The following is a 25,853-nucleotide window of genomic DNA, read 5'->3' as shown; positions in this document are numbered from 1 at the left end:
TCACTCGGCCAGCTGCAGGGAGCGCTCCATCGCCCCGGCCAGCTGGCGCGGGGTCACCGGCTTGTGCATCAGGCCGAAGCCGTGGCGCACCGCGTCGCGCTGGCACTCCGGACCGGTCTCGCCGGTCACGACGATCGCCGGAATCTCGGAGTCGAACAGCCGGCGGATGTCGAGGATGGCGTCGGTGCCGACCTTGCCTTCGCGCAGACGGTAGTCGGCGATGATGATGTCGGGCTTGCGGCTGACCGAGCGCAGCTTGTCCACCGCCTGCTCCCCGGACCCGGCGATCAGCACCTCGTAGCCCCATTCGCGCAGGATCGCCTGCAGGCCCAGCAGCACGATGGAATCGTCGTCGATGACCATCGCCAGCCGCTCCTCCCCGCCGCCCGCCGCCACGGGCCGCGTCGCAAGGGGGTGCACCGCCGGCACGAGGTCCACCGGCTTCGGAGTCTCGCCCAGCGGCACCTCGATGGTGAAGACCGACCCGACGCCGGGCGTGGAGCGGACGGTCACCGGGTGCTCCAGCAGCAGCCCGATGCGCTGCACGATGGCGAGGCCCAGCCCGAGACCCTGGCTGCGGTCGCGCTCCGGGTTTCCGACTTGGTGGAACTCCTCGAAGATCCGGGGCAGATGCTCGTCCGAAATGCCGATGCCGGTGTCGGCGACCGTGATCCGCATCCGCCCGTCCACGACCGAGCAGGTGATGGCGATGTTGCCCTGCTCGGTGTAGCGGATGGCGTTCTCCACGAGATTGCGGATCATCCGGCCCAGCAGGACACGGTCGGAGCGGATGTTCAGCGGGCACCCCTCCATCGTCCAGTCGAGCCCCTTGCCACGGGCCACCGGGGCGTAGCCCGCCGCGATGTGGTCGAGCAGCAGAGCCATCGGGAAGTCCTCCAGCGTCGGCTTGACCACCCCGGCGTCGAGACGGGACACATCGAGCAGGCTGTCCAGCAACCCTTTCAGCGCGTCCAGCCCGCTCTCCAGGAGGCGCAGCGCCTTCTGTCCCTTCTCGCTCTGGACGTGGCCATGCAGCGCGCCCGAGAACAGGAACAGCGACTGCATCGGCTGGCGCAGGTCGTGGCTGGCCGAGGCGAGGAACTTGGATTTGGACAGGGCCGCCCGCTCCGCCTCCTCCTTGGCCCGGCGCAGGGCCTCCTCGGACTCCAGCCGGTCGGTCACATCGGTGTTGGTGCCGAACCACAGCACGATGGCGCCGTCGGAATCGCGCACGGGCAACGCCCGCGACAGGAACCAGCGGAAGGCGCCGTCCCGTCCGGCCATGGGGAAGGTGTCCTCCCACGGCTCCCCCGTCCGGAAGGAGCGTTGGAGGCTGGCGGTGACGCGGTCGGCGTGGTCGGCGGGAAGGATGCCGTCCCACAACGGGCCGTTTGCGGAGTCCGCGCCCTCGACACCCGTGTAGTCGCGCCATCGCCGGTTGTACCAGAAGATGCGGCCATCCGGACGCGCCATCCAGGCGAGCTGCGGGATCGAATCGGCCAGCGTGCGGAAGCGCAGCCCGACCTGCTCCGCCTCCTCCTTCGCCGCCTGCATCGCGGTGCGCGCCTCGAACATGTCGGTGATGTCGGTGGAGGTGCCGAACCAACGCTCCTCGCCGGTTTCCGGATCGACGATCGGCAACGCGCACTGCTTGAACCAGCGGTAGGTTCCATCGACGCTGCGGATGCGCGCCTCCGTGTCGTAAGTCGTCCGCTTCTCCACGGCCTGCATCCAGACCGCGAACATCCGCTCCCTGTCATCGGGATGAATGACCGCGGACCAGCCGTTCCCCCGTCCCTCCTCCATCGTCTGGCCGGTGTAAGACAGCCATTGCCGGCTGAGGAAGTCGCAGCCGCCGTCCGCCCGGCAGGTCCAGACCATCTGCGGCAGCGCCTCCAGGAGCGTCCGGTAGCGCTGCTCGCTGGCCCGCAGGGCGGCCTCCGCCGCGCGGTGGGCGGACACGTCGCGGAAATAGATGGACAGGCCGCCGCCCGCCTGCGGGTAAACGTTGAACATGGTCCAGCGCTGGAAGATGCCGGACAGCGCCTCGAACTCCCGCGGCTGCTGGTCGGCCATGGCGGCTTCGAAGGTGCGGATGATGGTGTTGCCGGCCACTTCAGGAAACAGATCCAGCAGGCAGCGTCCGACAAGATCAACACGCGTGCGGTCGAACATCTCCTGGGCGCGCTTGTTCACATAGGTGATCCGCCAGTCGCGGTCGATGGCGTAGAAGGCGTCGCCAATGCTCTCCAGGATCTGGTTCGCCTGCTCCACCGCGCGTTCCAGCGCACGTTCGGCGAGAAGGCGCTTGCTGATGTCCTGGAAATAGATGGCCAGACCGACCGACGACGGGAAAACCCGCAGGTAGAGCCAGACGCCGAGCGGTGCGAAATAGGCTTCGAACTCGTCGGGGTGGCGGTCCCTCATGGCCGTTTGCAGGCGGTCCCAGAGCACCGTCCCCATGGCGTCGGGAAAGGCTTCCCAGAGCCGCTGACCGGTCAGGTCGCTGCTGCCGCCCATCAGGCCGCGCGCGCGCCCGTTCATGTAGACGATGCGCCAGGACCGGTCGATTTCGTAGACGCCGTCCGTCGTGCTTTCCAGAATGGCGTGCGACCGCCGGTCGGCCTCCGCCGCGGCCTCGGCCACCCGGGCGCGTTGCTCCGCCGCCTCCCGCCGGGCATGGGAGCGTGCCAGCGTCCAGGCAACCAGCGCCGCTATGGCCAGGGCGCCCAGCCCGCCGCCGGCCACGGTGTAGATCGTGCGCCGCGCCGCCGCCTGGATCGGCTCGGCCGGCGTGCCGAGAGCCAGGAGCCAGCCGGACGCGGCGATGGAACCGGCCTTCGCCGACAGAATCTCCTCCCCCAGTCGGGTGTGGGCCAGGAAGAACTCCTCGCCGCTCCTCAGCGGACGGACCAGGGTGTCGGGCGCCGGTTGTCCGACCGCCGGATCGAAGGCGGTTTCGGATCGCGTCCGGGCGACGATCCGCCCGTCGCGGTCGAGTAGCGCGCCGACCCAACTCGGGGTCACCACCTGATCGATCAAGACCTGACGCAGCGACCAGGCCCGCACATAGGCGGTCAGCACCAGCCGCACCTCGCCCACGCCCCACACCGGCACGCTGACCGCGAAGACCGGTTCCACCGTGCCGGCCGGATCCCTGATGACGCCGCCGACCCAGGACTCTCCCGACCGGAACACCCGGTCGGCCTGGGCGGCCCGGGCGGCGGGATCGATTCGGCCGGCGTCCGGATCCTGCGGCCGTTGGAGCAGGGTGACCATACCCTGGCGGTCGCGCACCTCCAGGGCGACCCAATCCGGACGCTGCCGCAGCGCACGCTCCGACCGCTCCTTCCAGACGTTGCGGTCGCCGATGTCCAGCGAACGGGCCGAGGACATGATCTCCAACGCGCTGCGCGTCATAAGGACGCGCCCATCAACCGTCCGCACCGCCGCGTCGGTGGCATGGCGGACCAACTCCTCCACCGACCGCTCCTGCTGACGGTCGACCAGCATGATCGCGGCCACCGCAAAGGCGACGAGCGGAAGAAGCGCCAGCAGGGCCACAAAGGGGAGACGAAGGCGCATACCCACTTTTCACAGACCGTTGACGCCGCCCACTATAGAGACGCACTCAGGCGACTCCCACAAAATCCGCGCATCTATCACTATTTTCAGCAGTGTCCACGTGAAGTTCTTGTCTTTCGCAAATGAAAGTTGGGCCTTCCATAAAAAGTGGTAGTGTGCGGCGCACAAGGCGGGAAGGTGCCACAGCCTTGAATTGTCGATGTCCAAATATCGATGGCGGGCCTGCGGGAATTCGATTTGCCGCGGAGACGGACGGGCGGCACATTGGTCCAATGCCTGACTCCATGCCCCATTCCGCTTCCGCCGGCCGGAGCGGCGACGTCCGTTTCGGCGAGTTCGTCGCGCTCATGGCCCTCTTGATGGCGCTGACGGCGCTGTCCATCGACATCATGCTCGTTGCTTTGCCGGACATCGCCGCGTCCTTCGGGGTGGTCCGCGAAAACGACCGGCAGTTCGTCATCACCGCCTACATGCTGGGCTTCGCGGTCGGGCAACCCTTCCACGGACCGCTGTCCGACCGCTTCGGGCGCAAGCCGGTGCTGGCCGCCGGGCTGGTGATCTTCGCCATCGGGTCGCTGGGCGCGGTCTTCGCCCCCAGCTTCACCACGCTGCTGGCCGCCCGCGCGCTCCAGGGCTTCGGCGCCGCCGCGCCGCGCGTCGTCGCCATCGCCATCGTGCGCGACCGCTTCGTCGGGCGCGACATGGCGCGGGTGATGTCCTTCGTCATGATGATCTTCATCATCGTGCCGATCATCGCGCCGGCCCTGGGCGAGGGCATCCTGCGTCTCGGCACTTGGCCGTGGGTGTTCGGCGCGCTGTTCCTGGCCGCCGTCGCCGCCTTCGCCTGGTCGATGCTTCGGCTGAGGGAAACCCGCGCGGCGGAGGATAGGCTGCCGCTGTCCCCGGCGGCGCTCGGCCACGCCTTCCACAAAGTGGTGACGACGCGCGCCACGGTCGGCTACACCGCGGCGATGGGGCTGCTGTTCGGCGGGCTGCTGAGCTACGTCGGCAGCGCCCAGCAGATTTTCGTGGACGTTTACGGGCTGGGCGCGCTGTTCCCGGTGGCCTTTGGGGCGATCGCCGGCGTGATGGCTCTGGCCTCGCTGGTCAACGCGCGGCTGGTCGGGCGGGTCGGCATGCACCGGGTGTCGCACGTCGCCCTGATCGGCTACGCGCTGACCGGCCTCGCCATGGCGCTGCTCGGCTTTCCGGAACACCCGCCGCTGCTCGGCCTCGGCCTGTTCATGGCGGCGATCTTCTTCTGCTTCGGCCTGATCGCCCCGAACTTCAACGCCATGGCGATGGAGCCGCTGGGACATGTGGCGGGCATGGGATCCTCCTTCGTCGGTTTCTTCAGCACCGGACTGGCGGCCGTGGTCGGCTGGATCGTCGGCCAGTCCTTCGACGGCACCGTGCGGCCGCTGACCATCGGCTTCACGGTGCTGGGCCTGCTGGCGCTGCTGACCGTTCTGCTGACCGAACGCGGAACCCTGATGCGCTCCACCCACGCGGCCCACGCGGCGCAACCCGGGGAGTGATCCGCCGACGGACGCGCCGGCGGGGAACCTCTTTCCTTGCCGCCGGTGTGCCCGATTCGGCATAACGTGCGCGACGCCCGGCTGCGGGCGCCGATGGGGCACCGGCCCATCACGCACGGGAGGGGACTGTGTTCCGCAAATTCGTCTATCTGCTGGCCCTGGCGCGCGAGCAGCATTTCGGCCGGGCGGCGGAGGCCTGCCACGTTTCCCAGCCGACGCTGTCCAACGCCATCCGCCAGCTCGAGGACGAGCTGCGCGTGCCCATCGTTGAGCGCGGGCAGAAATTCTCCGGCTTCACGCCGGAAGGGCTGAAGGTGCTCGAATACGCGCGCCGCATCGTCGCGGAACGGGACGGGCTGTACCAGGAGCTGACGGCGCTCGGCCAGGGCCTGTCCGGCCATCTGCGGATCGGCGCCATCCCGACCGCCCTGCCCGCCGTCCCCCATGTGCTGGCCCGCTTCGCCGAGCGCTACCCGCAGATCCGCTCCAGTGTGCGTTCGCTCAGCTCGCGGGACATCCAGCGCGACCTCGACGGGTTCGAGCTGGACGCCGCCGTCACCTACCTCGACAACGAGCCGCTGAGCAACGTCCGCACCGTGCCGCTCTTCTCGGAGCGCTACTTCCTCCTGGCCCAGCGCCGCCAGGTCCGGGAGGGCGCGACCGGCATCCGCTGGGCGGACGCGGCGAAACTGCCGCTGTGCCTGCTCACCCCGGACATGCAGAACCGGCGCATCGCCGACACCGCCTTCCGCATGGCCGACCGGACGGTGGTTCCGCTGATGGAGACGAACTCCATCGTCACCATCTACACCATCGTGCGCAGCGGTCTGGCGGCCAGCGTGGTGCCCAGCCAGCTCCTCACCCTGGTCGCGCTCCACCCCGATCTGGTCGCCCTGCCGCTGACCGAGCCCGACCTGACCTACGCCGTCGGACTCGTCTACGCCGACCGCGATCCGCCGGCCCCGCTCGCCAAGGCGCTGGCCTCCGTCGCCGCCGAACCGGGCCTCGCCGAGCGCGTGCGCGCCTTGACCGACGAGGCCCTGGCCCCCTGGGGCCTGCCAAAAGGGCTATGATCTCAAGGACATAACCGCGCAATCCGTGTGGTGATAGCGAAACCCTATCACCGCATCAGAAAATCAAATTTGCGCGCCTCCTCCAATGTCCGTAACGCTGACGGACGAGACACCAACGAAGCGCCGCCGATCCAGGCGGACGCGGGGGAGGAGACCATGAACGCCCGATCTCCATGGAGCGAGGACCGCGCCACGGCGGTGATCGCCGCCAACCGTCACCTGCGCGGGGCCCTGCTGCCGATGCTGCACGCTCTGCAGGAAGAGTTCGGCTGCATCGACGAGGAGGCCATCCCGCTGCTGGCGCGTGAGCTGAACCTGTCGCGCGCCGACGTGCACGGGGTGGTGTCCTTCTACCACGAGTTCCGCCGCAGCCGTCCCGGCCGCCACACCATCAAGGTCTGCCGGGCCGAGGCCTGCCAGTCGATGAACGCCGACGGGCTGATCGAGCACATCCGCCGCCGCCTGAAGGTGGATTTCCACGAGACCACCGCCGACGACGCCTTCTCGCTGGAGCCGGTCTTCTGCCTGGGCAACTGCGCCCTGGCCCCCGCCGTGATGGTCGACGAGACGCTGCACGGCCGGGTCAGCCCGGCCCGCTTCGATGCCATCACCGCCTCCACCCTGGCCACGGAGGCCGCGCGATGAGCGAGCCCCTGCACACCGTGTACGTGCCGCGCGATGCCGCCGCCCTGTCGGTGGGCGCCGACGAGACCGCCGCCGCCATCCGCGCCGAGGCCAACAAGCGCGGCATCCCGCTCCGCATCGTCCGCAACGGCTCCCGCGGCATGCTGTGGCTGGAGACGCTGGTCGAGGTGGAGACGCCCGAGGGCCGGGTCGCCTATGGCCCGGTGATGGCCGAGGACGTGGCCGGCCTGTTCGACGCCGGTTTCCTCGAAGGCGCCGACCACGCGCTGGCCCACGGCCTGACCGAGAAGATCCCCTATTTCGCCAAGCAGGAGCGTCTGACCTTCGCCCGCTGCGGCATCATCGACCCGCTGTCGGTCGAGGATTACCGGCTGCACGGCGGCTTCCGCGGGCTGGAGCGGGCGCTCGCCATGACCCCGGCGGAGATCGTGACCGAGGTCACCGAATCCGGCCTGCGCGGCCGCGGCGGCGCCGGCTTCCCGACCGGCATCAAGTGGAACACGGTGCTGAACGCCAGGGCGGACCAGAAGTACATCTGCTGCAACGCCGACGAGGGCGACAGCGGCACCTTCGCCGACCGCATGATCATGGAGGGCGACCCCTTCTGCCTGATCGAGGGCATGACCATCGCCGCCATCGCGGTGGGCGCCACCGAGGGCTACATCTACATCCGGTCCGAGTACCCGCACGCCGTCGCGACCATGCGCGAAGCGATCCGGCTGGCCTATGACGAGAAGTGGCTGGGCGACGAGATCCACGGCACCGGCCACCGCTTCCACCTCGACGTCCGCGTCGGCGCCGGCGCCTACATCTGCGGTGAGGAGACCTCCATGCTGGAAAGCCTGGAGGGCAAGCGCGGCACCGTCCGGGCCAAGCCGCCGCTGCCGGCGCTGGAGGGCCTGTTCGGCAAGCCGACCGTCGTCAACAACGTGCTGTCGCTGACCTCCGTCCCGATCATCCTGGACAAGGGCGCCAACCACTACCGCGACTTCGGCGTCGGCCGCTCGCGCGGCACGCTGGCCTTCCAGCTCGCCGGCAACATCAAGCACGGCGGAATCGTCGAGAAGGCCTTCGGCGTCACCCTGCACGAGCTGCTCTACGAGTTCGGCGGCGGCACCATCACCGGGCGCCCAATCCGCGCGGTGCAGGCCGGCGGCCCCCTCGGCGCCTATCTGCCGCCCTCGCTGTTCGAGCTGCCGAAGGACTACGAGGCCTTCGCGGCGGTCGAGGCGATGGTCGGCCACGGCGGCATCGTCGTCTTCGACGACAGCGTCGACATGGCCAAGCAGGCCCGTTTCGCCATGGAGTTCTGCGCCGCCGAATCCTGCGGCAAGTGTACCCCCTGCCGCATCGGCGCGGTGCGCGGCGTCGAGGTGATGGACCACATCATCGCCGGCGAGAAGGTGGAGGCGAACATCACGCTGCTCAACGACCTGTGCGAGGTCATGACCGACGGCTCGCTCTGCGCCATGGGCGGCATGACGCCGATCCCGGTGCGCAGCGCCCTGAAGCACTTCCCCGAGGATTTCACCCGCAGCCCCGCGGCTGTCGCGGCCGAGTGAGCGGAAAGGACCAGATCCCATGTCCATCCAAGACATCGATTACGGCACCCCGGCCCGCGAGTCCGCCACCATGGTGACGCTGGACATCGACGGCCGCACGGTGACCGTGCCGGAAGGCACCTCGGTGATGCGCGCGGCCATGGAGGCCGGCATCACCGTGCCCAAGCTGTGCGCGACCGACATGCTGGACGCCTATGGCTCCTGCCGCCTGTGCATGGTGGAGATCGAGGGACGGCGCGGCACGCCGGCCTCCTGCACCACGCCGGTCGCGCCGGGCATGAAGGTGCACACCCAGAACGAGCGTCTGGGCCGTCTGCGCCGCGGCGTGATGGAGCTGTACATCTCCGACCATCCGCTGGATTGCCTGACCTGCCCGACAAACGGCAATTGCGAGCTTCAGGACATGGCCGGCGCGGTCGGCCTGCGCAACGTCCGCTACGGCTACGAGGGTGAGAACCACCGCGCCGCCGTGAAGGACGAGAGCAACCCCTACTTCACCTTCGACCCGTCCAAGTGCATCGTCTGCTCGCGCTGCGTGCGCGCCTGCGGCGAGGTCCAGGGCACCTTCGCCCTGACCATCGACGGGCGCGGCTTCGACAGCAAGGTGTCGCCGGGCGCGCTGGAACAGTTCATGGACAGCGAGTGCGTGTCCTGCGGCGCCTGCGTCCAGGCCTGCCCGACCGCGACCCTGACCGAGAAGTCGCTGATCGAGCTGGGCCAGCCGGAGCACAGCGTCATCACCACCTGCGCCTATTGCGGCGTCGGCTGCTCCTTCAAGGCGGAGATGAAGGGCACCACCGTGGTCCGCATGGTCCCCCACAAGGACGGCGGCGCCAACGAGGGCCATTCCTGCGTCAAGGGCCGCTTCGCCTGGGGCTACGCCACCCACGCCGACCGCCAGATGCAGCCGATGATCCGCGAGACCATCGACGATCCGTGGCGCGTCGTGTCCTGGGAGGAGGCGATCGCCTACGCCGCCACCCGCCTGCGCGCGGTCCAGCAGAAATACGGCCGCGGCTCCATCGGCGGCATCACCTCGTCCCGTTGCACGAACGAGGAGGTGTACGTCGTCCAGAAGATGATCCGCGCCGCCTTCGGCAACAACAACGTCGACACCTGCGCCCGCGTCTGCCATTCCCCGACCGGCTACGGCCTGAAGCAGACCTTCGGCACCTCCGCCGGCACGCAGGACTTCAAGAGCGTCGACAAGTCCGACGTGATCCTGGTCATCGGCGCCAACCCGACGGACGGCCACCCGGTCTTCGGCTCCCGCATGAAGAAGCGGCTGCGCCAGGGCGCCAAGCTGATCGTCATCGATCCGCGCCGCATCGACCTCGTGCGCAGCCCGCACGTCTCGGCGACGCACCATCTCCAGCTCCGCCCCGGCACCAACGTCGCCGCGATGAACGCGCTGGCCCATGTGATCGTCACCGAGGATCTGGTCGACCGCAATTTCGTGGCCGACCGGTGCGACCCGATGGAGTTCGCCCGGTGGGAAGCCTTCGTCCGCGACCCGCGCCACTCCCCGGAGAACACCGAGCAGTACACCGGCATCCCGGCGGCGGAGATGCGCGCGGCGGCCCGGCTTTACGCCACCGGCGGCAACGCGGCGATCTATTACGGCCTGGGCGTCACCGAGCACAGCCAGGGCTCGACCGCGGTGATGGGCATGGCGAACCTCGCCATGGCGACCGGCAACATCGGGCGTGACGGCGTCGGCGTGAACCCGCTGCGTGGGCAGAACAATGTCCAGGGCTCCTGCGACATGGGCTCCTTCCCGCACGAGCTGACCGGCTACCGCCATGTCTCCGACGATGTGGTCCGCCAGCAGTTCGAGGAGGTGTGGAACGCGGCGCTCGACCCCGAGCCGGGCCTGCGCATCCCCAACATGTTCGACTCCGCGGTGGACGGCACCTTCAAGGGCATCTTCGTGCAGGGCGAGGACATCGCCCAGTCCGACCCGAACACCCAGCATGTGTTCGCCGCCCTGCGGGCCATGGAGATCGTCGTGGTGCAGGACCTGTTCCTGAACGAGACCGCGGCCTTCGCCCACGTCTTCCTGCCCGGCACCTCCTTCCTGGAGAAGGACGGCACCTTCACCAACGCCGAGCGCCGCATCAACCGCGTCCGCCCGGTGATGCCGTCCAAGACCGGCAAGCAGGAATGGGAGGTCGTCTGCGATCTGGCCACCGCCATGGGCTATCCCATGTTCTACCGCAGCGGCGCGCAGATCATGGACGAGATCGCCCGCCTGACCCCCACCTTCTCCGGCGTCAGCTTCGAGAAGCTGGACCGGGTGGGCAGCGTGCAGTGGCCCTGCACCGACGAGGAGTCGGTCGGCACGCCGATCATGCACGCCGACGGCTTCGTCCGCGGCCAGGGCCGCTTCATGATCACCGAGTATGTGCCGACGGAGGAGCGCGCTTCCCGCTTCTACCCGCTGATCCTGACGACGGGCCGCATCCTCAGCCACTACAACGTCGGCGCCCAGACCCGCCGTACCGCCAACGTGGCGTGGCACCCGGAGGACATTCTGGAACTCCACGCCCACGACGCCGAGGAGCGGGGCATCCGCGACGGCGATCTGGTCTCCATCGCCAGCCGCATCGGCGCCACCACGCTGCGGGCGCGCATCTCCGACCGGATGCCGCAGGGTGTGGTCTACACCACCTTCCACCACCCGGTGACGGGCGCCAACGTGGTCACCACCGAGAATTCGGATTGGGCCACCAACTGCCCCGAATACAAGGTGACCGCGGTGCAGGTGACGCTGAGCAACCACCCGTCCGACTGGCAGATCCGCCGCGGCGATCTGGTGGAAGTGGCGGCGGAGTAAAGCGGCAACGCGCAGCGGAGGACCAGCCATGCTCACTCACGCCCATTCCCTGCCGGCCAGCGGCACCGGCTTTCCGGAATTCGCCGATCAGGCGGCGAATCAGGCGGCCAGAACGGCGGACGTGACGTGGCTGGTCGCCGAGGAGACCCCGGTGGCGTTCGAATACAACGGACGCTCCCACGCCGTGATGATGGCGACGCCCGCCGATCTGGAGGACTTCGCGCTCGGCTTCAGCCTGTGCGAGGAAATCGTCGGCAGCGCCGCCGACATCGACCGCGTCGACGTCCGCCCGGTCGAGGATGGCATCGTCCTGTCCATCGAGGCGGACCCGTTGCGTCTTCTGCGCGGCTCGCTCCGCCGCCGTTCCATGGAAGGGCGGAGCGGCTGCGGCCTGTGCGGGATCGACAGCCTCGCCAACGCGGTGCGCGAGCCGCCGAAGGTGACGGCGGGCTTCACCCCGTCGGTGGCGGCGGTGGCCGCCGCCTTCGCCGCCTTGCCCGACCACCAGCCGATGAACCGCGCCAACAAATCGCTGCACGCCGCGGCCTGGGCCGGGCCGGACGGGCGCATCGTGATGGCGCGGGAAGACGTCGGGCGGCACAACGCGCTCGACAAGCTGGCCGGCGCGCTGGCCCGTGCGGGCATCGACCCGTCCGGCGGCTTCGCGGTGATGAGCAGCCGTTGCAGCTTCGAGCTGGTCCAGAAGGCCGCGACCATCGGCATCCCCATGCTCGCCACCATCTCCGCCCCCACGGCGCTGGCGCTGAAGCTCGCCCGTGCCGCCGGCATGACCCTGGCCGCCCGCGCCCGCGGCAACGGCGTCATGCTGTTCCGTTAACGAAGAAAACCGACTTTTCCGGGAGCCGACCCATGGACACCACACGCGAACTCGTCCGCATGGCGAACCAGATCGCCAGCTATTTCCAGTCCTACCCGCAGGACGAGGCGGTGATCGAAACCGCCGGCCACATCCGCGCCTTCTGGGAACCCCGCATGCGCCAGCGCCTGCTGGAGCACAGCAGCGCCGGCGGCGAGGGCCTGCACGAGATCGTCACCCAGGCGGTCGAGCGGCTGAAGGGGCCGACGGTGGGCAGCGCGTAGGAACGCGTTGCCCCCACCCCGGCCCTCCCCCGCTGACGCAGGGAAGGGAGAAATTGTCCCCTCCCCTGCGTCAGCGGGGGAGGGTTAGGGAGGGGGCTCGTGCCTGTCCTCCCTACGCCCGCTTGCTCAGCAACCCCTTGAGCACGCGTGACAGCAGATCCGCCAGTTGGAACTGCTCCGGCCCCGGCAGAGCGGCGATGACCGCGGCGAAATCCTTCAGCGGATCGTATTCGAGAAGCGCCAGCGCCTTCTCCGTCGGGTGAAGCTGCACGACGCGGCGGTCCTCCGGCACCGGAACCCGCGTCAGCAACTCCTTCGTCACCAGCACCTCGACCATCTGGGACGCCGCGCCGCGGGTCGTCGCGTGGAAGTCCGCGAAGGCCGACACCGTCCGCTGGCTGTCGTTGGCGCGCGCGAAGTAGCGCAGCGCCGTCCACTGCGACGGCTTCAAACCCTGCGTGTAGCCCATGCTGTCGGCGATGTGACCGATGTGCATCATGACCTCGGCGATCGCCTGCGCCGATGCCAGGGACTGGGGGCTTTTCGACATGCAGCGGGGTCTCGACAGTTGCCAAAAAAATGACCCGCAGCGCAGCGAAGTCGCCGGCAACGAGTCTGTACGATGCAGAGACTATATGGTTACAAAACTATCATGCCCCAGTAGGCAAGTCCACGACTCCCCCACCCCCGACGACGGGGCGCACACTACGTCATCGGCACAGTAAACGAAACATTGACCTTAAAACTCATCCAGCACAAGGTGTCGCACCCCCCCTGTGGCGCCGTCCGGTTCACCGGACCCGGTGCGGAGACAACGCAGGGCTCCTACCACCTCGTGTCGGGGCTGCGCCGCGCGTTTTGTCTGGCGTTGCGCCGCGACTCGCCTATATATCCGCGCCATGACCAGCACGCCCCCGTCCATTCCCGGTTTCAAGACCAACCCGGCCTCCTCCCCCAAGGTGGGGATCGTCAGCCTGGGTTGCCCCAAGGCGCTCGTCGACTCCGAGCGCATCCTCACGCGCCTGCGCGCCGAAGGCTACGAGATCTCGCCGTCCTACGACGGCGCGGACGTGGTGCTGGTCAACACCTGCGGCTTCCTCGATTCGGCCAAGAAGGAATCGCTGGAGGCCATCGGCGAGGCGATCAAGGAAAACGGCCGGGTCATCGTGACCGGCTGCATGGGCGTGGAATTGGACATGATCCGGCAGGTCCATCCGGACGTGCTGGCCGTCACCGGCCCCCACCAGTACGAGCAGGTGGTCAACGCCGTGCACGACGCCGTGCCGCCGGTGCATGACCCCTTCACCGATCTGGTGCCGCCGGAAGGGCTGCGGCTGACCCCGCGCCATTACGCCTATCTGAAGATTTCCGAGGGCTGCAACAACCGCTGCAGCTTCTGCATCATCCCGTCCCTGCGCGGCGATCTGGTCAGCCGTCCCGTCGTCTCGGTCCTGCGCGAGGCGGAGAAGCTGGCGACCGCCGGCGTCAAGGAACTGCTGGTCATCTCCCAGGACACCAGCGCCTACGGCGTCGACCGCAAGTATGCGGAAGAGGACTGGTACGGTCGCAAGGTGAAGGCCCGCTTCATCGACCTCTGTCGTGAGCTGGCGAACTTCGACGTTTGGGTGCGCCTGCACTACGTCTATCCCTACCCGCATGTGGACGAGGTGATCCCGCTGATGGCGGAGGGCCGCATCCTCCCCTATCTGGACATCCCGTTCCAGCACGCCTCCCCCACCGTGCTGAAGGCGATGCGCCGCCCGGCGGCCCAGGAGAAGCAGCTCGACCGCATCCGGAAGTGGCGGCAGGAATGCCCGCATCTGGTTCTGCGCTCCACCTTCATCACCGGCTTCCCCGGCGAGACGGAGGAGGACTTCCAGTTCATGCTGGAGTGGTTGAAGGAAGCGCAGCTCGACCGCGTCGGCTGCTTCAAGTACGAGCCGGTCGAGGGCGCCACCGCCAACGATCTGCCCGGCGCCGTTCCGGAAGAGGTCAAGCAGGAGCGCTGGGAGCGCTTCATGGAGACGCAGAAGGCGATCAGCGCCGAACGGCTCCAGCAGAAGGTCGGCTTCACGCTGGGCGTTCTCATCGACGAGGTCGACGAGGAGGGCGCCATCGGCCGCTCCTACGCCGACGCGCCGGAGATCGACGGCAACGTCTTCCTGAACGGCGAGACGAACGTGAAGCCGGGCGACATCGTGGACGTGACCATCGAGCACGCCGACGAGTACGACCTCTGGGGCTCCATCGAGCGCTCCGAGTAAGACCGGTCGGTCAAAAGGACAAAGGGCCGGGACGGCAATGCCTCCCGGCCCTTTTTCTGTTCACACGCTCAGTACAGCCGCCCGCCGTTCGGAACGCCCTGTCCCGGCCCGACCAGCACCACCTCGCCGTCGGCGTCCGGAAGCCCCAGGCACAGGACCTCGCTGGTGAAGGGGCCGATGCGCTTGGGCGGGAAGTTCACCACGCCCAGCACCTGCCGCCCCACCAACTCGTCGAGCGTGTAGTGGCGGGTGATCTGGGCGGAGCTGCGCCGGGTGCCGATCTCCGGTCCAAAGTCGATGGTCAGCTTGTAGGCCGGCTTGCGCGCCTCCGGAAAGGGCTCCGCCGCGGTGATGGTGCCGACGCGGATGTCCACCTTCAGGAAATCGTCGTAGCTGATGGTCACGGCTCTCGTCCCTGCCCTGTTGCGGTCGTCACGGTTTCAATCACCACGGGCAAGGCTAGCACCGGTGACGCCGAAGCCGAAACGCGAAAGGGCCGCCCCGATGGGCGGCCCTTTGCGGCGCATCTCCCCGGTGGGAGAGAGGCTTACTTCTTGGCGATGGCGGCCTTGACCTCGTCCAGGCTCTCCGACACGCGCTTGGACAGCACGTCGGCGGCCTCGGTGTTGGACTTGGCGACCAGTTCGGCCAGTTCCTTGATGTTCGACAGGGCCTTCTCGAAGGCGACCTTGACCAGTTCGGCCTGCTTGGCGGCCTTCTCTTCCGGCGTGCCGGCGGCGGCGACCTGATTCACATAGGTGCCGGCCTCCTCGACGGAGGAGCGGACGATCTCGGCCTGGCGGCGCAGCACGGCCTGCAGGCCCTCGATCGCGAGCTGGTTGGCGGCGGTCACCGCCTCGATGTTCTTGCGCTGGCTCGCCAGGATCGATTCGACGTCGAGGCCGGGCACCTTGTACTCGCCCAGCATCTTGGACAGGTCGAATTCGAGGAACGGGTTACCGGTCTGCTTGGCCATGGTTCTCACCCCCGACGAAAGGATTCATTCGGCGTGCTGCGGCGCAGCAAACCTGTGGCGCGACTATGCAGATTGCCAAAAAGATAGTCAACGCCCTTGTGCGTCGCACCAGGGGCTACACTGCGTCCTACGGAACCTCAACCAGCGGACGCGCTTCCCGGTTCCCTGGCCGGTTCTCCCGCGCTCTGCGGCGCCGCCTGCGCTTCGGTGGGAGAAGCGCGCCCGGATCTGCGGCTTAATGCCCCAGCCCAGCGTTCCGCCCGCCGCAGTTCGGAATCGAGCGCCGCCATGGTCCGCGACAGGTCGGCGTTGTCGTCCTCCAGGAAGACACGCATGACCCGCGCCTGCACCGCGCCCAGACCGGCCACCAGCAGGGCACCGCCGGTACGGTCGGCCTCCACCCCGGCGGCGCGCAGCATCCAGGCCATCGAGCGTCCGAAATGGCGGGAGAAGGCCAACGCGGTCAGCGGCTCCCGCCGCAGGTCGCGCACGACCGAGCGCAGCCCCTCGCGGTAGGGCAGCAGCGCGTCGTAGCGGCGCATCATCACGTCGAACAGCCGGTCGCGGGCGCTCTCGTCCGGACCGGCCGGGGCGTCGTCGGCGAGGACCGCGGTGTCGGCGATCCGCGACACCGCGGCCAGCGTGTCGGAACGGTTGGGAAAGCGGCGGTAGAAGACGTCCGGCGGCACCCCGGCGGCCCGCGCGATCGCCAGCAGGCCGGTGTTGCGCCAGCCCTGTCCGGCGGCGAGCCGCATCGCCGCGGCGGCCACCCGCCGGTCCAGGTCGTCGGCGCCTCCCCCCGCCGTGGCGCTTTCGGCCGCGGCGCTCTCAGCCGCATCGGGGGCTTCGGGGTCGGTCTTCCAGCGGGTGTCGGCGGTGTCGTCCATGGGGTCGAGCCTCGTGGTCAGCCTGTTCCCCATGATGTGGGACGCCCGCGCCGCACCTCAACCGGGGCGGCAGAAGGGGAAGGGCTCGACCCGCTTCATGTAGGTGGGAATCCAGCCGCACTGCCCGGCGGGGTTGGGCAGGCGGATCGCCTCGATGGCCGGCCAGACCTGGGCGACCACCACCACCAGCGCCACCGTGCCGATGAGCCGGCGCCGCGTCCGCGCGTGCTCCAGCAGACCGGGCAGGCGCAGCAGAACCCAGGCCGCGGCCAGACCCATCAGCGGGTCGGTGTAGGCGGCGTAGGCCCGCTGGAAGCCGCGCAGGGAGAACAGCGTCTCCAGCCCCCAGGCGACCAGCAGCAGAAGCGCCGCCTGCGCCGCGGCCACCCGCTCCCCCCGCCGCCACAGGACGATGCAGCCGCCGATGATGAACCACTCCACCACCACGGTCTGCGGGATGTTGTCGGGGTGCAGGACGATGGTGCGGATCGCCAGCGTGCGCCACAGCCCCTTCGCCAGCAACGTCACCAGCCCGTCGGACAGCACCTGCTCCTGCCCCTGGAGGGCGGCCTGATGCTTCCAGGTGGTGAAGACGAACATATGCTCGATCAGGTTGGCGACGGCGATGACGTTCTGCTCGTGCGGGCGGATCGTCAGGGCGAGCACGCCGAGCGCCAGCCCGAGCGCGACCGCCGCCATGGCCGCCGCCGCGTAGGACAGGCGCACCCGCCACACCGCCGCGTAGACGGCCATGCCGAGGACGACCCACCCGACGATGATCCCCTGATAGACCCCCGACAGCCCGCCGCCGACCGGGCGGTAGGGATAGAGCGACTGGCCGGCGCTGGCGATGCCGTGCTGGATCAGGGCCACCGCGGGAATGGACGCGGCGGCGGCCAGACCCAGAATCCCGGCGGCAATCCAGCGGGGACCGCTCTCCCCGGCGAAACGCCGCCCGAAGGCCAGCGCGATGACCGGAATGCCCATCGCCAGGAAGATCGCCTGGATCTTCGTCACCACCGCCAGCCCGGCCAGCAGCCCGGCGAGCCCGAGCAGCAGCAGGGGGCGCCAGCCCGGCGCGGTGCGGACGGCGACCAGCACGAGGAGCAGCGCCGTCACCACGAAGGAGGCCGACAGCAGATCGGTGCGCATCTGCCGCGCCTGGGTGGACAGGCCGATGCCGAAGGCCATCACCACGGCGGCCAGGAAGGCCACCCGTCGGTCGCCGACCAGCGCGCGGACGAGATTGGCGTAGACCAGCGCGAAGGTCGTGGTGATGAGGATGGACAGCGCCCGCCCGGCCTCCACCAGATTCTGCCAGGCTGCGGTGTAGGCGGCGGTGTCGGCGGCGGGCGGCAAGCCGGACAGGGTGACGACCGGCATCAGCCCCAGGGCGTGCAGCAGCCGGTACCAGACCTCGATCACCAGGAAATAGGTGTAGCCGGGATGGTCGAAATACTCCTGGGGCAGCCCCTCGTTGAACAGCAGCCCGTGATAGGCCAGCACCAGATCCTGGTCGGCGTGCGACCAGTAGGGGGTGCGGAAGCCGATCGCCAGGGCCGACACCACCATCACCAGCGCCAGCGCCGCGCACAGCCCCCACCAGGGCCAGCGGTCCAGCAGGCCGGTGCCGGGCATCCCGGTGGTGCGGTTGGGCATGCCCCCATGGGGCGAGACGGCGCCGCGGTCGAACGATGACATGATCGGAGTATGTCCAGAGGTTACGCGCCAGCGGTTTGTGCACGATTCCGGACGGTTTTGGAACCGCGGCGGCGGCGGGCTGTTTTTTGCGGACCTGCAACTCCTGATCGATCAATCCCATTGCCATAGGAACGGTGCCAGCCCGATGCCTGATTCCGACGACCGCCCGTCACCCCGTTCCACCGCCGCCGTTTCCCGCAGCGCTCACGGCCAGGACCCTGACGGGGCGCGGCCTCCCTCCTCCGGCCGTGCCCTGGTCATCCTTCCCCTCCTGCCCGCCCATCCCGACGAGGGGAACGGCATTCATGGACAGGGAGGGTTCCGCCAGCCCGACGCCCGGCTGTCCGAAGCGATCGCGCTTGCCCAAGCCATCCGCCTGGAGGTGCCGCACGCCGAGGTCATCCGCGTCGCCCGCCCCGATCCCGCCACCCTGTTCGGGCGCGGCACCGCCGAGCGGATCGGCGGCATGGTCGAGGCCTTCCACGCCGATCTGGTGGTGATCGACCATCCCCTGAGCCCGGTGCAGCAGCGCAACCTGGAGCGCCGCTGCATGGCCAAGGTGATCGACCGCACCGGCCTGATCCTGGAGATCTTCGGGGAGCGCGCCCACACCCGCGAGGGCCAGTTGCAGGTCGAGCTGGCGGCGCTGACCTACCAGCGTTCGCGGCTGGTGCGGTCCTGGACCCACCTGGAGCGGCAGCGCGGCGGCTTCGGCTTCCTCGGCGGCCCCGGCGAAAGCCAGCTCGAACTCGACCGCCGCCTGATCGCCGAACGCATCGCGCGGCTGAAATCGGACTTGGAGGAGGTGCGGCGGACGCGCAAGCTGCACCGCTCCGCCCGGCAACGCGGTGGCACCCCGCTGGTGGCGCTGGTCGGCTACACCAACGCCGGCAAGTCGACCCTGTTCAACCGGCTGTCCGGCGCCGGCGTCACCGCCGAGGACATGCTGTTCGCCACTCTCGACCCCACGGTGCGCCGGATCGTATTGGCCTCGGGCAAGACCATGGCCCTGTCGGACACGGTGGGTTTCGTGTCGGAGTTGCCGACCCAGCTCATCGCCGCCTTCCGCGCCACGCTGGAGGAGGTGCAGGCCGCCGACCTGATCCTGCACGTCCGCGACGTCTCGCACCCCGACACGGCGGCGCAGAAGGCGGATGTGGATTCGGTGCTGGCCGACCTCGGGATCGACGCCGACAATGACCCGCGGGTGGTCGAGGTGCTCAACAAGACCGACCAGATGCCGGCGACCGCCCGTGGCGCGCTGCACATGCGCCTTGCCAACCAGCGGATGATGGAGGGGGAAGAGCGCGCCGTCGCCGTGTCGGCCCTGACCGGCGAGGGGCTGGACGATCTTTTGGAGTTGCTGGACCGGCGCATCTCGGCCGGGCGGCAGGTGCTGGAGCTGAGCGTGAACCTGTCGGACGGGCGCGCCCTGGCCTGGCTCTATGAACATGGGCAGGTGCTGGACCGTCGGGACGAGGACGGGCAGGCCCATGTGCATGTTGCCTTGGCCCCCGCCGACGTCGCCCGTTTCGAGAACCGCTTCGTCGGACAGGACAGCCGCTGACGGGAAATCGCCCCTCATCCGGCCTTCTGCTTCCGATGGTTTGAAACCACCGCCGCTCTCCTGCGTTGTGACGGGCAGGCCGGTCCGTGACCCCGACCCGCCATGACGTCCCGCCACGACCAGGAGGAGGCAGCCCCATGACTGAAAAGCCGGGCCACGATCGGGCCGAGCGCGTGCGCCGCCGCGCCCATGACATCTGGGAGCGGGAGGGCCGCCCCGACGGACGCCACGACGAGCATTGGGCCCAGGCCGAAGCCGAGGTCGACGACGAGATCCGCGCCGAGCGGCGGGGCGAGGAAACGGAAAGCGGCGCGCCGGACGCTCCGCCGAAACGGCGCTCCAAGGCGACCGCCGCGAAGCAGTCCTCCGCAAAGGAGTCAAAGGCCGCTTCCAAGGCCGTTGGGGGCAGCGGCACGCGGGCGGCGGCGGAAAACCTGTCGGCGGTGGCGGCCGGACGGACGGAGCAGACCGGCACGACCAAAACCGGCGGCCAGATCTCACGCGGTGGTGCAGCCAGCGGAAAGCCGGGCAAGGCGTCGCGCCGGGACGCCTCGCGCGGCTGAAGGGGCGGGGGCCCTCCCCCCCCATGCCGCGCAGACCTCCCATGCCCCGCAGGACGGAAAATGGGACGGAAAAGGGAACGAGAGGTCTGGTTTCCGCCCTTCGGGATTGCTAGTGTTGCTGCCCCTGCGCATCCGCACGCAATGTTCGATCCCTGAGGTAGAGACATGCCGCATTATCGCTCCCGCACTTCCACGCACGGCCGCAACATGGCGGGCGCCCGCGGCCTGTGGCGCGCGACGGGCATGAAGGACGGCGATTTCGGCAAGCCGATCATCGCGATCGCCAACTCCTTCACCCAGTTCGTGCCGGGGCACGTCCACCTAAAGGATCTGGGCCAGCTCGTCGCCCGCGAGATCGAAAAGGCCGGCGGCGTCGCCAAGGAGTTCAACACCATCGCGGTGGACGACGGCATCGCCATGGGCCACGACGGCATGCTCTACAGCCTGCCCTCGCGCGAGCTGATCGCCGACGCCGTCGAGTACATGGCCAACGCCCATTGCGCCGACGCGCTGGTCTGCATCTCCAATTGCGACAAGATCACCCCCGGCATGCTGATGGCAGCCATGCGGCTGAACATCCCGGCAGTCTTCGTGTCGGGCGGCCCGATGGAGGCCGGCAAGGTCAACTGGCGCGGCAAGACCAAGGCCGTGGACCTGATCGACGCCATGGTCGCCGCCGCCGACCCGACGGTGACCGACGAGGAGGCCGCGGTCATGGAGCGCGGCTCCTGCCCGACCTGCGGCTCCTGCTCCGGCATGTTCACCGCCAACTCGATGAACTGCCTGACCGAGGCGCTGGGCCTCTCCCTGCCCGGCAACGGCACCATCCTGGCGACCCACGCCGACCGCAAGGAGCTGTTCCTGGCCGCCGGCCGCATGGCGGTGGAGCTGTGCCGCCGTTGGTACCAGGAGGAGGACGCCACCGCCCTGCCCCGCGGCATCGCCACCTTCGAGGCGTTCGAAAACGCCATGACGCTCGACATCGCCATGGGCGGCTCCACCAACACGGTGCTGCACCTGCTGGCCGCCGCGCAGGAAGGCCAGGTGCCCTTCACCATGGCCGACATCGACCGTCTGTCGCGCCGCGTGCCCAACGTCTGCAAGGTCGCGCCGGCGGTCTCCGACGTCCACATCGAGGATGTGCACAAGGCCGGCGGCATCTTCGGCATCCTGGGCGAGCTTGACCGCGGCGGTCTGCTGAACCGCGACGTCGCCACCGTCCACGCCAAGACCCTGGGCGACGCGCTGGACCGCTGGGACGTCAAGCGCACCCAGGACGAGGGCGTGCATACCATGTTCAAGGCCGCTCCCGGCGGCATCCCGACGACCATCGCCTTCAGCCAGGAGAAGCGCTGGCCGGAACTGGACCTCGACCGCGACAAGGGCGTCATCCGCTCCGTCGACAGCGCCTTCAGCAAGGACGGCGGCCTCGCCGTGCTGTTCGGCAACATCGCCGAAAAGGGCTGCATCGTGAAGACGGCGGGCGTCGACGCCTCCAACCTCGTCTTCGCCGGCCCGGCCCGCGTCTTTGAAAGCCAGGACGCGGCGGTCGAGGCGATCCTGGGCGACACCGTCAAGGCGGGCGAGGTGGTGGTCATCCGCTACGAAGGCCCGCGCGGCGGCCCCGGCATGCAGGAGATGCTCTACCCGACCAGCTACCTGAAGTCGAAGGGGCTGGGCAAGGCCTGCGCCCTGGTCACCGACGGCCGCTTCTCGGGCGGCACCTCGGGCCTGTCGATCGGCCACGCCTCGCCGGAAGCGGCCCAGGGCGGCGCCATCGGCCTCGTCCGCGACGGCGACCGGATCGAGATCGACATCCCCAACCGCAAGATCAACCTCGCGGTGTCCGAGGAAGAGCTGCGGAGCCGTCGCGACGCCGAGAACGCCAAGGGCGCCGACGCCTGGAAGCCGGCCAACCGCAACCGCGTCGTCTCGCCGGCGCTGCGCGCCTACGCCGCCCTGACCACCAGCGCCGACCGCGGCGCGGTCCGCGATGTCTCGCAGGTCGAAGGCATCGCCGTGAAGCGCTGACGCCCCTCCGAAGGCGCGACCGAAGGACCCCGGTCCTTCCGGTTAAGACTTTCGGAAAGGTTGTGAGCATCGTCAACAGCAACGAACGGCACCGCGGCAATCCACGGTGCCGTTTCGCTTTGCGGGGGCAGTGAAGGACGCAAGGGCATGCGGCAGTATGTCTCCGATCCCCCTGCACCATCGCCGAAAGAAGCACAGGCCTTCGATCGCGAAATCTGTCATCGTCCTTGGGCATGCGCCGGCATGCCGGAACGCGACACGCGTTCCGGAAGATCAACACCACGGGGAAACCGATGGCGCAGCCGCGGTCCGTCGTCCGGGAGGATGCCAAAGCGACACCCGCGGGTGCGGCGTTCCGGCGCGCGCTGATGGACATCGCGGATGCCCTGCACCGGGCCGAGGAAGGCATCGGTTCCGTCCTGGCCGTGACAGCGGCGGCGGAGGACTCCCACCGCCTGATCGCCGCCCTCGTCCACAGCCCCGTCACCGCCGGATTCGGCGTTCTGCGCTGGCCGCAATCCCTTCTGCCGCCGCTGGGCGGGCCCGACGATCTCGAAGCGGTGGCCCACAGCCTTCTGACTCTGGCCGATGGGCCCACGGACGACACCCATTGCAACCTCGTCCTGGCCGCCGAACGCGGCGGTGGTGAACTGGCGGGGGCGGCGGTGCGCGGCCTGCTCGGCCTGCCGTCGCTCCACCCGCTGTGGCTGGGTCTGGACGGCGCGCAGAGGGCGGATTTCCAGGTGGAGGGGCTGGCCGCCGCCATACTGGACCTGTGCTACGAGCGCCCCGTCCTGATCGTGGTGGAGAACGCCCAGTGGGCGCGCGGCTTGACGGTGCCGCTGCTCGACGCGCTGGGCAATGCCGTCGAGGACGCCCGGCTGTGCCTGCTGGCCATCGGTTCTCCGGCGTCCGGCGCTCGGCCCGGCGGATGGACGCCCTCCGGCACGGCACGGCGCATGGTCCTGCCGGGCGCGGACGGCGGCGGCCCGGATCCGCATGCGGATGATCCGGCGCCGCACGCCATCCTGGTGAGGGCGCTGCGCCGCGACCGGCGGCCGGAGCGGATCGAGTGGATGGCCCATCACGCCCCATTGGCCGGGGATTGGGCTCTGGCCTGCGCCTGCGCGCGGCACGCCGGACGGCGGGCGGAGGCGGACTGCCGTCCAGCCGACGCCGCCCGGCATTACGCGGACGCGCTGGACGCGCTGGACCGCTTGCCGGCGACCCGGCGGCACGCGCAACGGCGCATCGACCTGTGGACCGCCTTGGCGCGGACCCGTCCGTCGGCGGATGGTGGCGCGATCAAGGCGGCGGAGAAGGCCCACGCGCTCGCCGAGGACCTTGGCGATCGGATGCGCACCGCGCGGGCCCTGTCGATCCTGGCAAGCCTGCGCTGGGTCGGCGGCAACCTGCCGGCGGCCCAGCGGACGGGCCTGCGGGCGTTGCGGATCTGGCGTCAGTCCGAAAGCCCCCGGCAGCAGGTTCAAACGCTGATCAAGCTCGGCCGTGGCCTGACCGAGGCGGGCCGCTTCCGACACGCCGACACCGTCCTGCGCGCCGCTGCGGGCCTAGTCGCCGATCCGGCCGCCGATTCCGCCGCCAACTTGGCGGTCGACCCGGCGCATCAGCGGGAGACTCGCCGACTCCATGGCCCGACGGCGCTGGCTTCAGTGTGCGTCGCCGCGCACCGGGCGCGCTGCCGGGCGGAACTCGGCGATCCGGAGGACGCGCTGCGACTGGCGCAGGAGGCACTCGCCCAGGCGGAGCACAGCGGCCACGCCGCGTCGCGCGCCCTGGCCTGTCTGCATCTCGGCTGGGCGGCGCTGACCGGGGGGCGTTACGCCCAGGCGGTGGACCCGCTGAAACGGGCCGTCGCCATCACCGAAACGATCCGCCTGCACGCTTGCCAGCCGCTCGTCCTCGGCGCGCTGGGCTACGCGCTGGCCCGCACGGGTGCGCTCAGCGACGGGGCGTCCCTGCTGCTGGGCAGCCGGGAGCATGCCCGCATGCTCGGCATCCGGCGCCACGAGCCGCAGATCCTCATCTGGATCGCCGAGGCCGCCCTGCTCTCCGGCCAGCCGGAGGACACCGTCCGCAACGCCCGAGACGCCGCGGAGAAGGCCGCGGGCGCCGGACAGGCCAGTGACGAGGCCTGGGCGCGGCTTGCCCTGGCCCGCGGGCTGGCCGCGCAGGGGAACGTCGACGCGGCCCGGTCATCCGTGGACGACGCCGCCGGCATCGCCGCGCGGCGCTCGATGGCGTCGTTGCTGGCGCAATGCGCCGATCTGCGCAGATCCGTGACGTCGCTGTGATGAGGGACCGGGGAACGCTGGACAGACGCCACGAAGATCGAGCTTAATTTGCCAAGCACCCGCATAAAAGGCGGTGCGTTCGCATACGAATCTCCATATCGTAGACGCTCTCCCCTGCGGACGGCATCGTCCGTTCCCTGCTTTCGAAACGGACAACCGCCGACGATGACTCTTGCCCAGCTCACCCGATTGCGCGGGCACAGGGGTTTGGGGTTCATGTTCGCGCTGGCGACCTTCGCCGTCGCGCTGGTCGCGCGTCTCGCCTTGGACGACCGGCTTCCGGCGGGCTTTCCCTTCCTCACCTTCTTCCCGGCGGTCATCGTCACCACCTTCCTCGCCGGGCTGTGGCCGGGCATCCTGACCGCTCTGCTGAGCGGGCTGGCCTCCTGGTATTTCTTCCTTGGGACCGCCCAGTCGCTCGATCTGCCTCCCGGCAGCGCGCTGGCTCTGGGCTTCTTCGGCCTGGTCGTGGCCGTGGACATCGCCGTGATCCACATCATGAACGTGGCGCTGGAACGGCTGGCAGAGGAGCGCAACCGCAGCGCCCGCCTGACGCAGCAGACCCAGGTGATGTTCAGCGAGCTTCAGCACCGCGTCTCGAACAACCTTCAGCTCGCCTCTTCCCTGATCGCGATCCAGAAGTCGAAGGTGAGGGACCCGGAAGCCCGCCGCGCGCTGGAGGAGGCCGCAGGACGGCTGTCCACGCTCGGCCGCCTGCACCGGCGGCTCCACGCGCCCCATGACGGGCCGATGGACATGGAACCGTTCCTGCGCGAGCTGTGCCAGGACATCCTCAAGACCTCCGGGGCGGAGCGGATCGATTGCACGGTCAGCGCCGCCGCGTTCGACCTGTCGCCGGACACCCTGATCCCGCTCGCCCTCATCCTCACCGAACTGGTCAGCAACGCCCTGGAGCATGGTTTCCCCAACGGCGAGGCCGGCCGCATCGGGGTGGATTTGCAAGCGGGCGATGGGGGGCTGGTTCTGACTGTGTGCGACGACGGGGCGGGCCTTCCCGACGGCTTCACCCTGACCCGCCCCTCCAGTCTCGGCCTGAAGATCGTCAGCTCGCTGGCCACCCAGATCGGAGCGACCTTCAGCATGAGCGGGGCCAACGGACAGGGCACCACGGCCCGGCTTGCCCTGTCCCAGCCCACCCCGCCCTGACGGGCAACGGTGGACAGCGGCCCGGTGGACAGCGATAGGGCA

Annotated in this window: 19 protein-coding genes; 13 read left to right on the top strand and 6 right to left on the bottom strand. The window is 69.3% G+C overall.

Annotated elements, in window-relative coordinates; translation table 11 throughout:
• The gene (locus tag ACWPN5_RS19225; protein WP_492296897.1) at window positions 1-3,585 is read right to left on the bottom strand and encodes a PAS domain-containing protein; all 3,585 of its coding nucleotides are present in this window, start codon (window positions 3,583-3,585) and stop codon (window positions 1-3) included.
• Between the two features lie 284 nt (window positions 3,586-3,869).
• Between ACWPN5_RS19225 and ACWPN5_RS19220 the strand changes: the two genes are divergently transcribed.
• The 7 genes from ACWPN5_RS19220 (at window position 3,870) to ACWPN5_RS19190 (ending at window position 12,340) form a co-directional block, all read left to right on the top strand.
• Window positions 3,870-5,123 carry a multidrug effflux MFS transporter gene (locus ACWPN5_RS19220; protein WP_200479107.1) on the top strand — a complete coding sequence of 418 codons (1,254 nt, stop codon included), beginning with the start codon at window positions 3,870-3,872 and terminating at the stop codon, window positions 5,121-5,123.
• A 128-nt stretch (window positions 5,124-5,251) separates the two neighbouring features.
• Window positions 5,252-6,196: a LysR family transcriptional regulator gene (locus ACWPN5_RS19215; RefSeq protein WP_353859568.1), complete on the top strand. Its 945-nt coding sequence runs from the start codon at window positions 5,252-5,254 to the stop codon at window positions 6,194-6,196.
• A gap of 156 nt (window positions 6,197-6,352) precedes the next feature.
• Window positions 6,353-6,841, top strand: a complete 489-nt coding sequence (locus tag ACWPN5_RS19210) for a formate dehydrogenase subunit gamma (RefSeq protein ID WP_014197167.1) — start codon at window positions 6,353-6,355, stop codon at window positions 6,839-6,841.
• Window positions 6,838-8,403: a formate dehydrogenase beta subunit gene (locus ACWPN5_RS19205; RefSeq protein WP_492296893.1), complete on the top strand. Its 1,566-nt coding sequence runs from the start codon at window positions 6,838-6,840 to the stop codon at window positions 8,401-8,403. Before ACWPN5_RS19210 ends, ACWPN5_RS19205 begins: the two co-directional genes overlap by 4 nt.
• A gap of 19 nt (window positions 8,404-8,422) precedes the next feature.
• Window positions 8,423-11,239, top strand: coding sequence for a formate dehydrogenase subunit alpha (gene fdhF / locus ACWPN5_RS19200; protein ID WP_492296891.1), 2,817 nt, complete (start codon window positions 8,423-8,425; stop codon window positions 11,237-11,239).
• Window positions 11,240-11,267: 28 nt separating this feature from the next.
• A complete protein-coding gene (gene fdhD / locus ACWPN5_RS19195) occupies window positions 11,268-12,077 on the top strand; it encodes a formate dehydrogenase accessory sulfurtransferase FdhD (RefSeq protein ID WP_492296889.1) in 810 nt (269 codons plus the stop codon).
• A gap of 32 nt (window positions 12,078-12,109) precedes the next feature.
• Window positions 12,110-12,340 carry a formate dehydrogenase subunit delta gene (locus tag ACWPN5_RS19190; protein WP_149650286.1) on the top strand — a complete coding sequence of 77 codons (231 nt, stop codon included), beginning with the start codon at window positions 12,110-12,112 and terminating at the stop codon, window positions 12,338-12,340.
• A 112-nt stretch (window positions 12,341-12,452) separates the two neighbouring features.
• Here ACWPN5_RS19190 and ACWPN5_RS19185 read toward each other — a convergent pair whose 3' ends face one another.
• Window positions 12,453-12,890: a MarR family winged helix-turn-helix transcriptional regulator gene (locus ACWPN5_RS19185; protein ID WP_109069538.1), complete on the bottom strand. Its 438-nt coding sequence runs from the start codon at window positions 12,888-12,890 to the stop codon at window positions 12,453-12,455.
• 349 nt (window positions 12,891-13,239) lie between these two features.
• Between ACWPN5_RS19185 and rimO the strand changes: the two genes are divergently transcribed.
• Window positions 13,240-14,604, top strand: a complete 1,365-nt coding sequence (gene rimO, locus ACWPN5_RS19180; RefSeq protein WP_492296886.1) for a 30S ribosomal protein S12 methylthiotransferase RimO — start codon at window positions 13,240-13,242, stop codon at window positions 14,602-14,604.
• 68 nt (window positions 14,605-14,672) lie between these two features.
• Here the strand turns inward: rimO and ACWPN5_RS19175 are convergent, their stop codons facing one another.
• The 4 genes from ACWPN5_RS19175 to ACWPN5_RS19160 all read right to left on the bottom strand — a co-directional run bounded on the left by ACWPN5_RS19175 (window position 14,673) and on the right by ACWPN5_RS19160 (window position 18,168).
• Complete coding sequence (locus ACWPN5_RS19175) at window positions 14,673-15,008, bottom strand: tRNA-binding protein (protein WP_014197175.1); 336 nt, start codon at window positions 15,006-15,008, stop codon at window positions 14,673-14,675.
• Window positions 15,009-15,151: 143 nt separating this feature from the next.
• Window positions 15,152-15,580, bottom strand: a complete 429-nt coding sequence (locus ACWPN5_RS19170) for a phasin family protein (RefSeq protein WP_035676200.1) — start codon at window positions 15,578-15,580, stop codon at window positions 15,152-15,154.
• Between the two features lie 137 nt (window positions 15,581-15,717).
• Window positions 15,718-16,467 carry a TetR family transcriptional regulator gene (locus tag ACWPN5_RS19165; RefSeq protein ID WP_492296884.1) on the bottom strand — a complete coding sequence of 250 codons (750 nt, stop codon included), beginning with the start codon at window positions 16,465-16,467 and terminating at the stop codon, window positions 15,718-15,720.
• Window positions 16,468-16,524: 57 nt separating this feature from the next.
• Complete coding sequence (locus tag ACWPN5_RS19160) at window positions 16,525-18,168, bottom strand: hypothetical protein (protein WP_492296882.1); 1,644 nt, start codon at window positions 18,166-18,168, stop codon at window positions 16,525-16,527.
• 145 nt (window positions 18,169-18,313) lie between these two features.
• Between ACWPN5_RS19160 and hflX the strand changes: the two genes are divergently transcribed.
• The 5 genes from hflX to ACWPN5_RS19135 all read left to right on the top strand — a co-directional run bounded on the left by hflX (window position 18,314) and on the right by ACWPN5_RS19135 (window position 25,811).
• The gene (hflX, locus tag ACWPN5_RS19155; RefSeq protein ID WP_145680553.1) at window positions 18,314-19,735 is read left to right on the top strand and encodes a GTPase HflX; all 1,422 of its coding nucleotides are present in this window, start codon (window positions 18,314-18,316) and stop codon (window positions 19,733-19,735) included.
• Between the two features lie 137 nt (window positions 19,736-19,872).
• Entirely contained in the window at window positions 19,873-20,298 is a 426-nt protein-coding gene (locus ACWPN5_RS19150; protein WP_492296880.1) for a DUF2934 domain-containing protein, read from the top strand.
• A 165-nt stretch (window positions 20,299-20,463) separates the two neighbouring features.
• Window positions 20,464-22,329 (top strand): dihydroxy-acid dehydratase, encoded by a 1,866-nt coding sequence (ilvD, locus tag ACWPN5_RS19145; protein ID WP_145680551.1) that lies wholly within the window; start codon window positions 20,464-20,466, stop codon window positions 22,327-22,329.
• A 368-nt stretch (window positions 22,330-22,697) separates the two neighbouring features.
• Window positions 22,698-24,644 carry a hypothetical protein gene (locus ACWPN5_RS19140; RefSeq protein WP_492296877.1) on the top strand — a complete coding sequence of 649 codons (1,947 nt, stop codon included), beginning with the start codon at window positions 22,698-22,700 and terminating at the stop codon, window positions 24,642-24,644.
• A 216-nt stretch (window positions 24,645-24,860) separates the two neighbouring features.
• Window positions 24,861-25,811 carry a sensor histidine kinase gene (locus ACWPN5_RS19135; RefSeq protein WP_492296876.1) on the top strand — a complete coding sequence of 317 codons (951 nt, stop codon included), beginning with the start codon at window positions 24,861-24,863 and terminating at the stop codon, window positions 25,809-25,811.
• Window positions 25,812-25,853: the final 42 nt, after the last annotated feature.

This window comes from Azospirillum sp. UENF 211521 (assembly GCF_058780535.1).
This window is presented reverse-complemented; position numbering and strand designations above follow the sequence as displayed.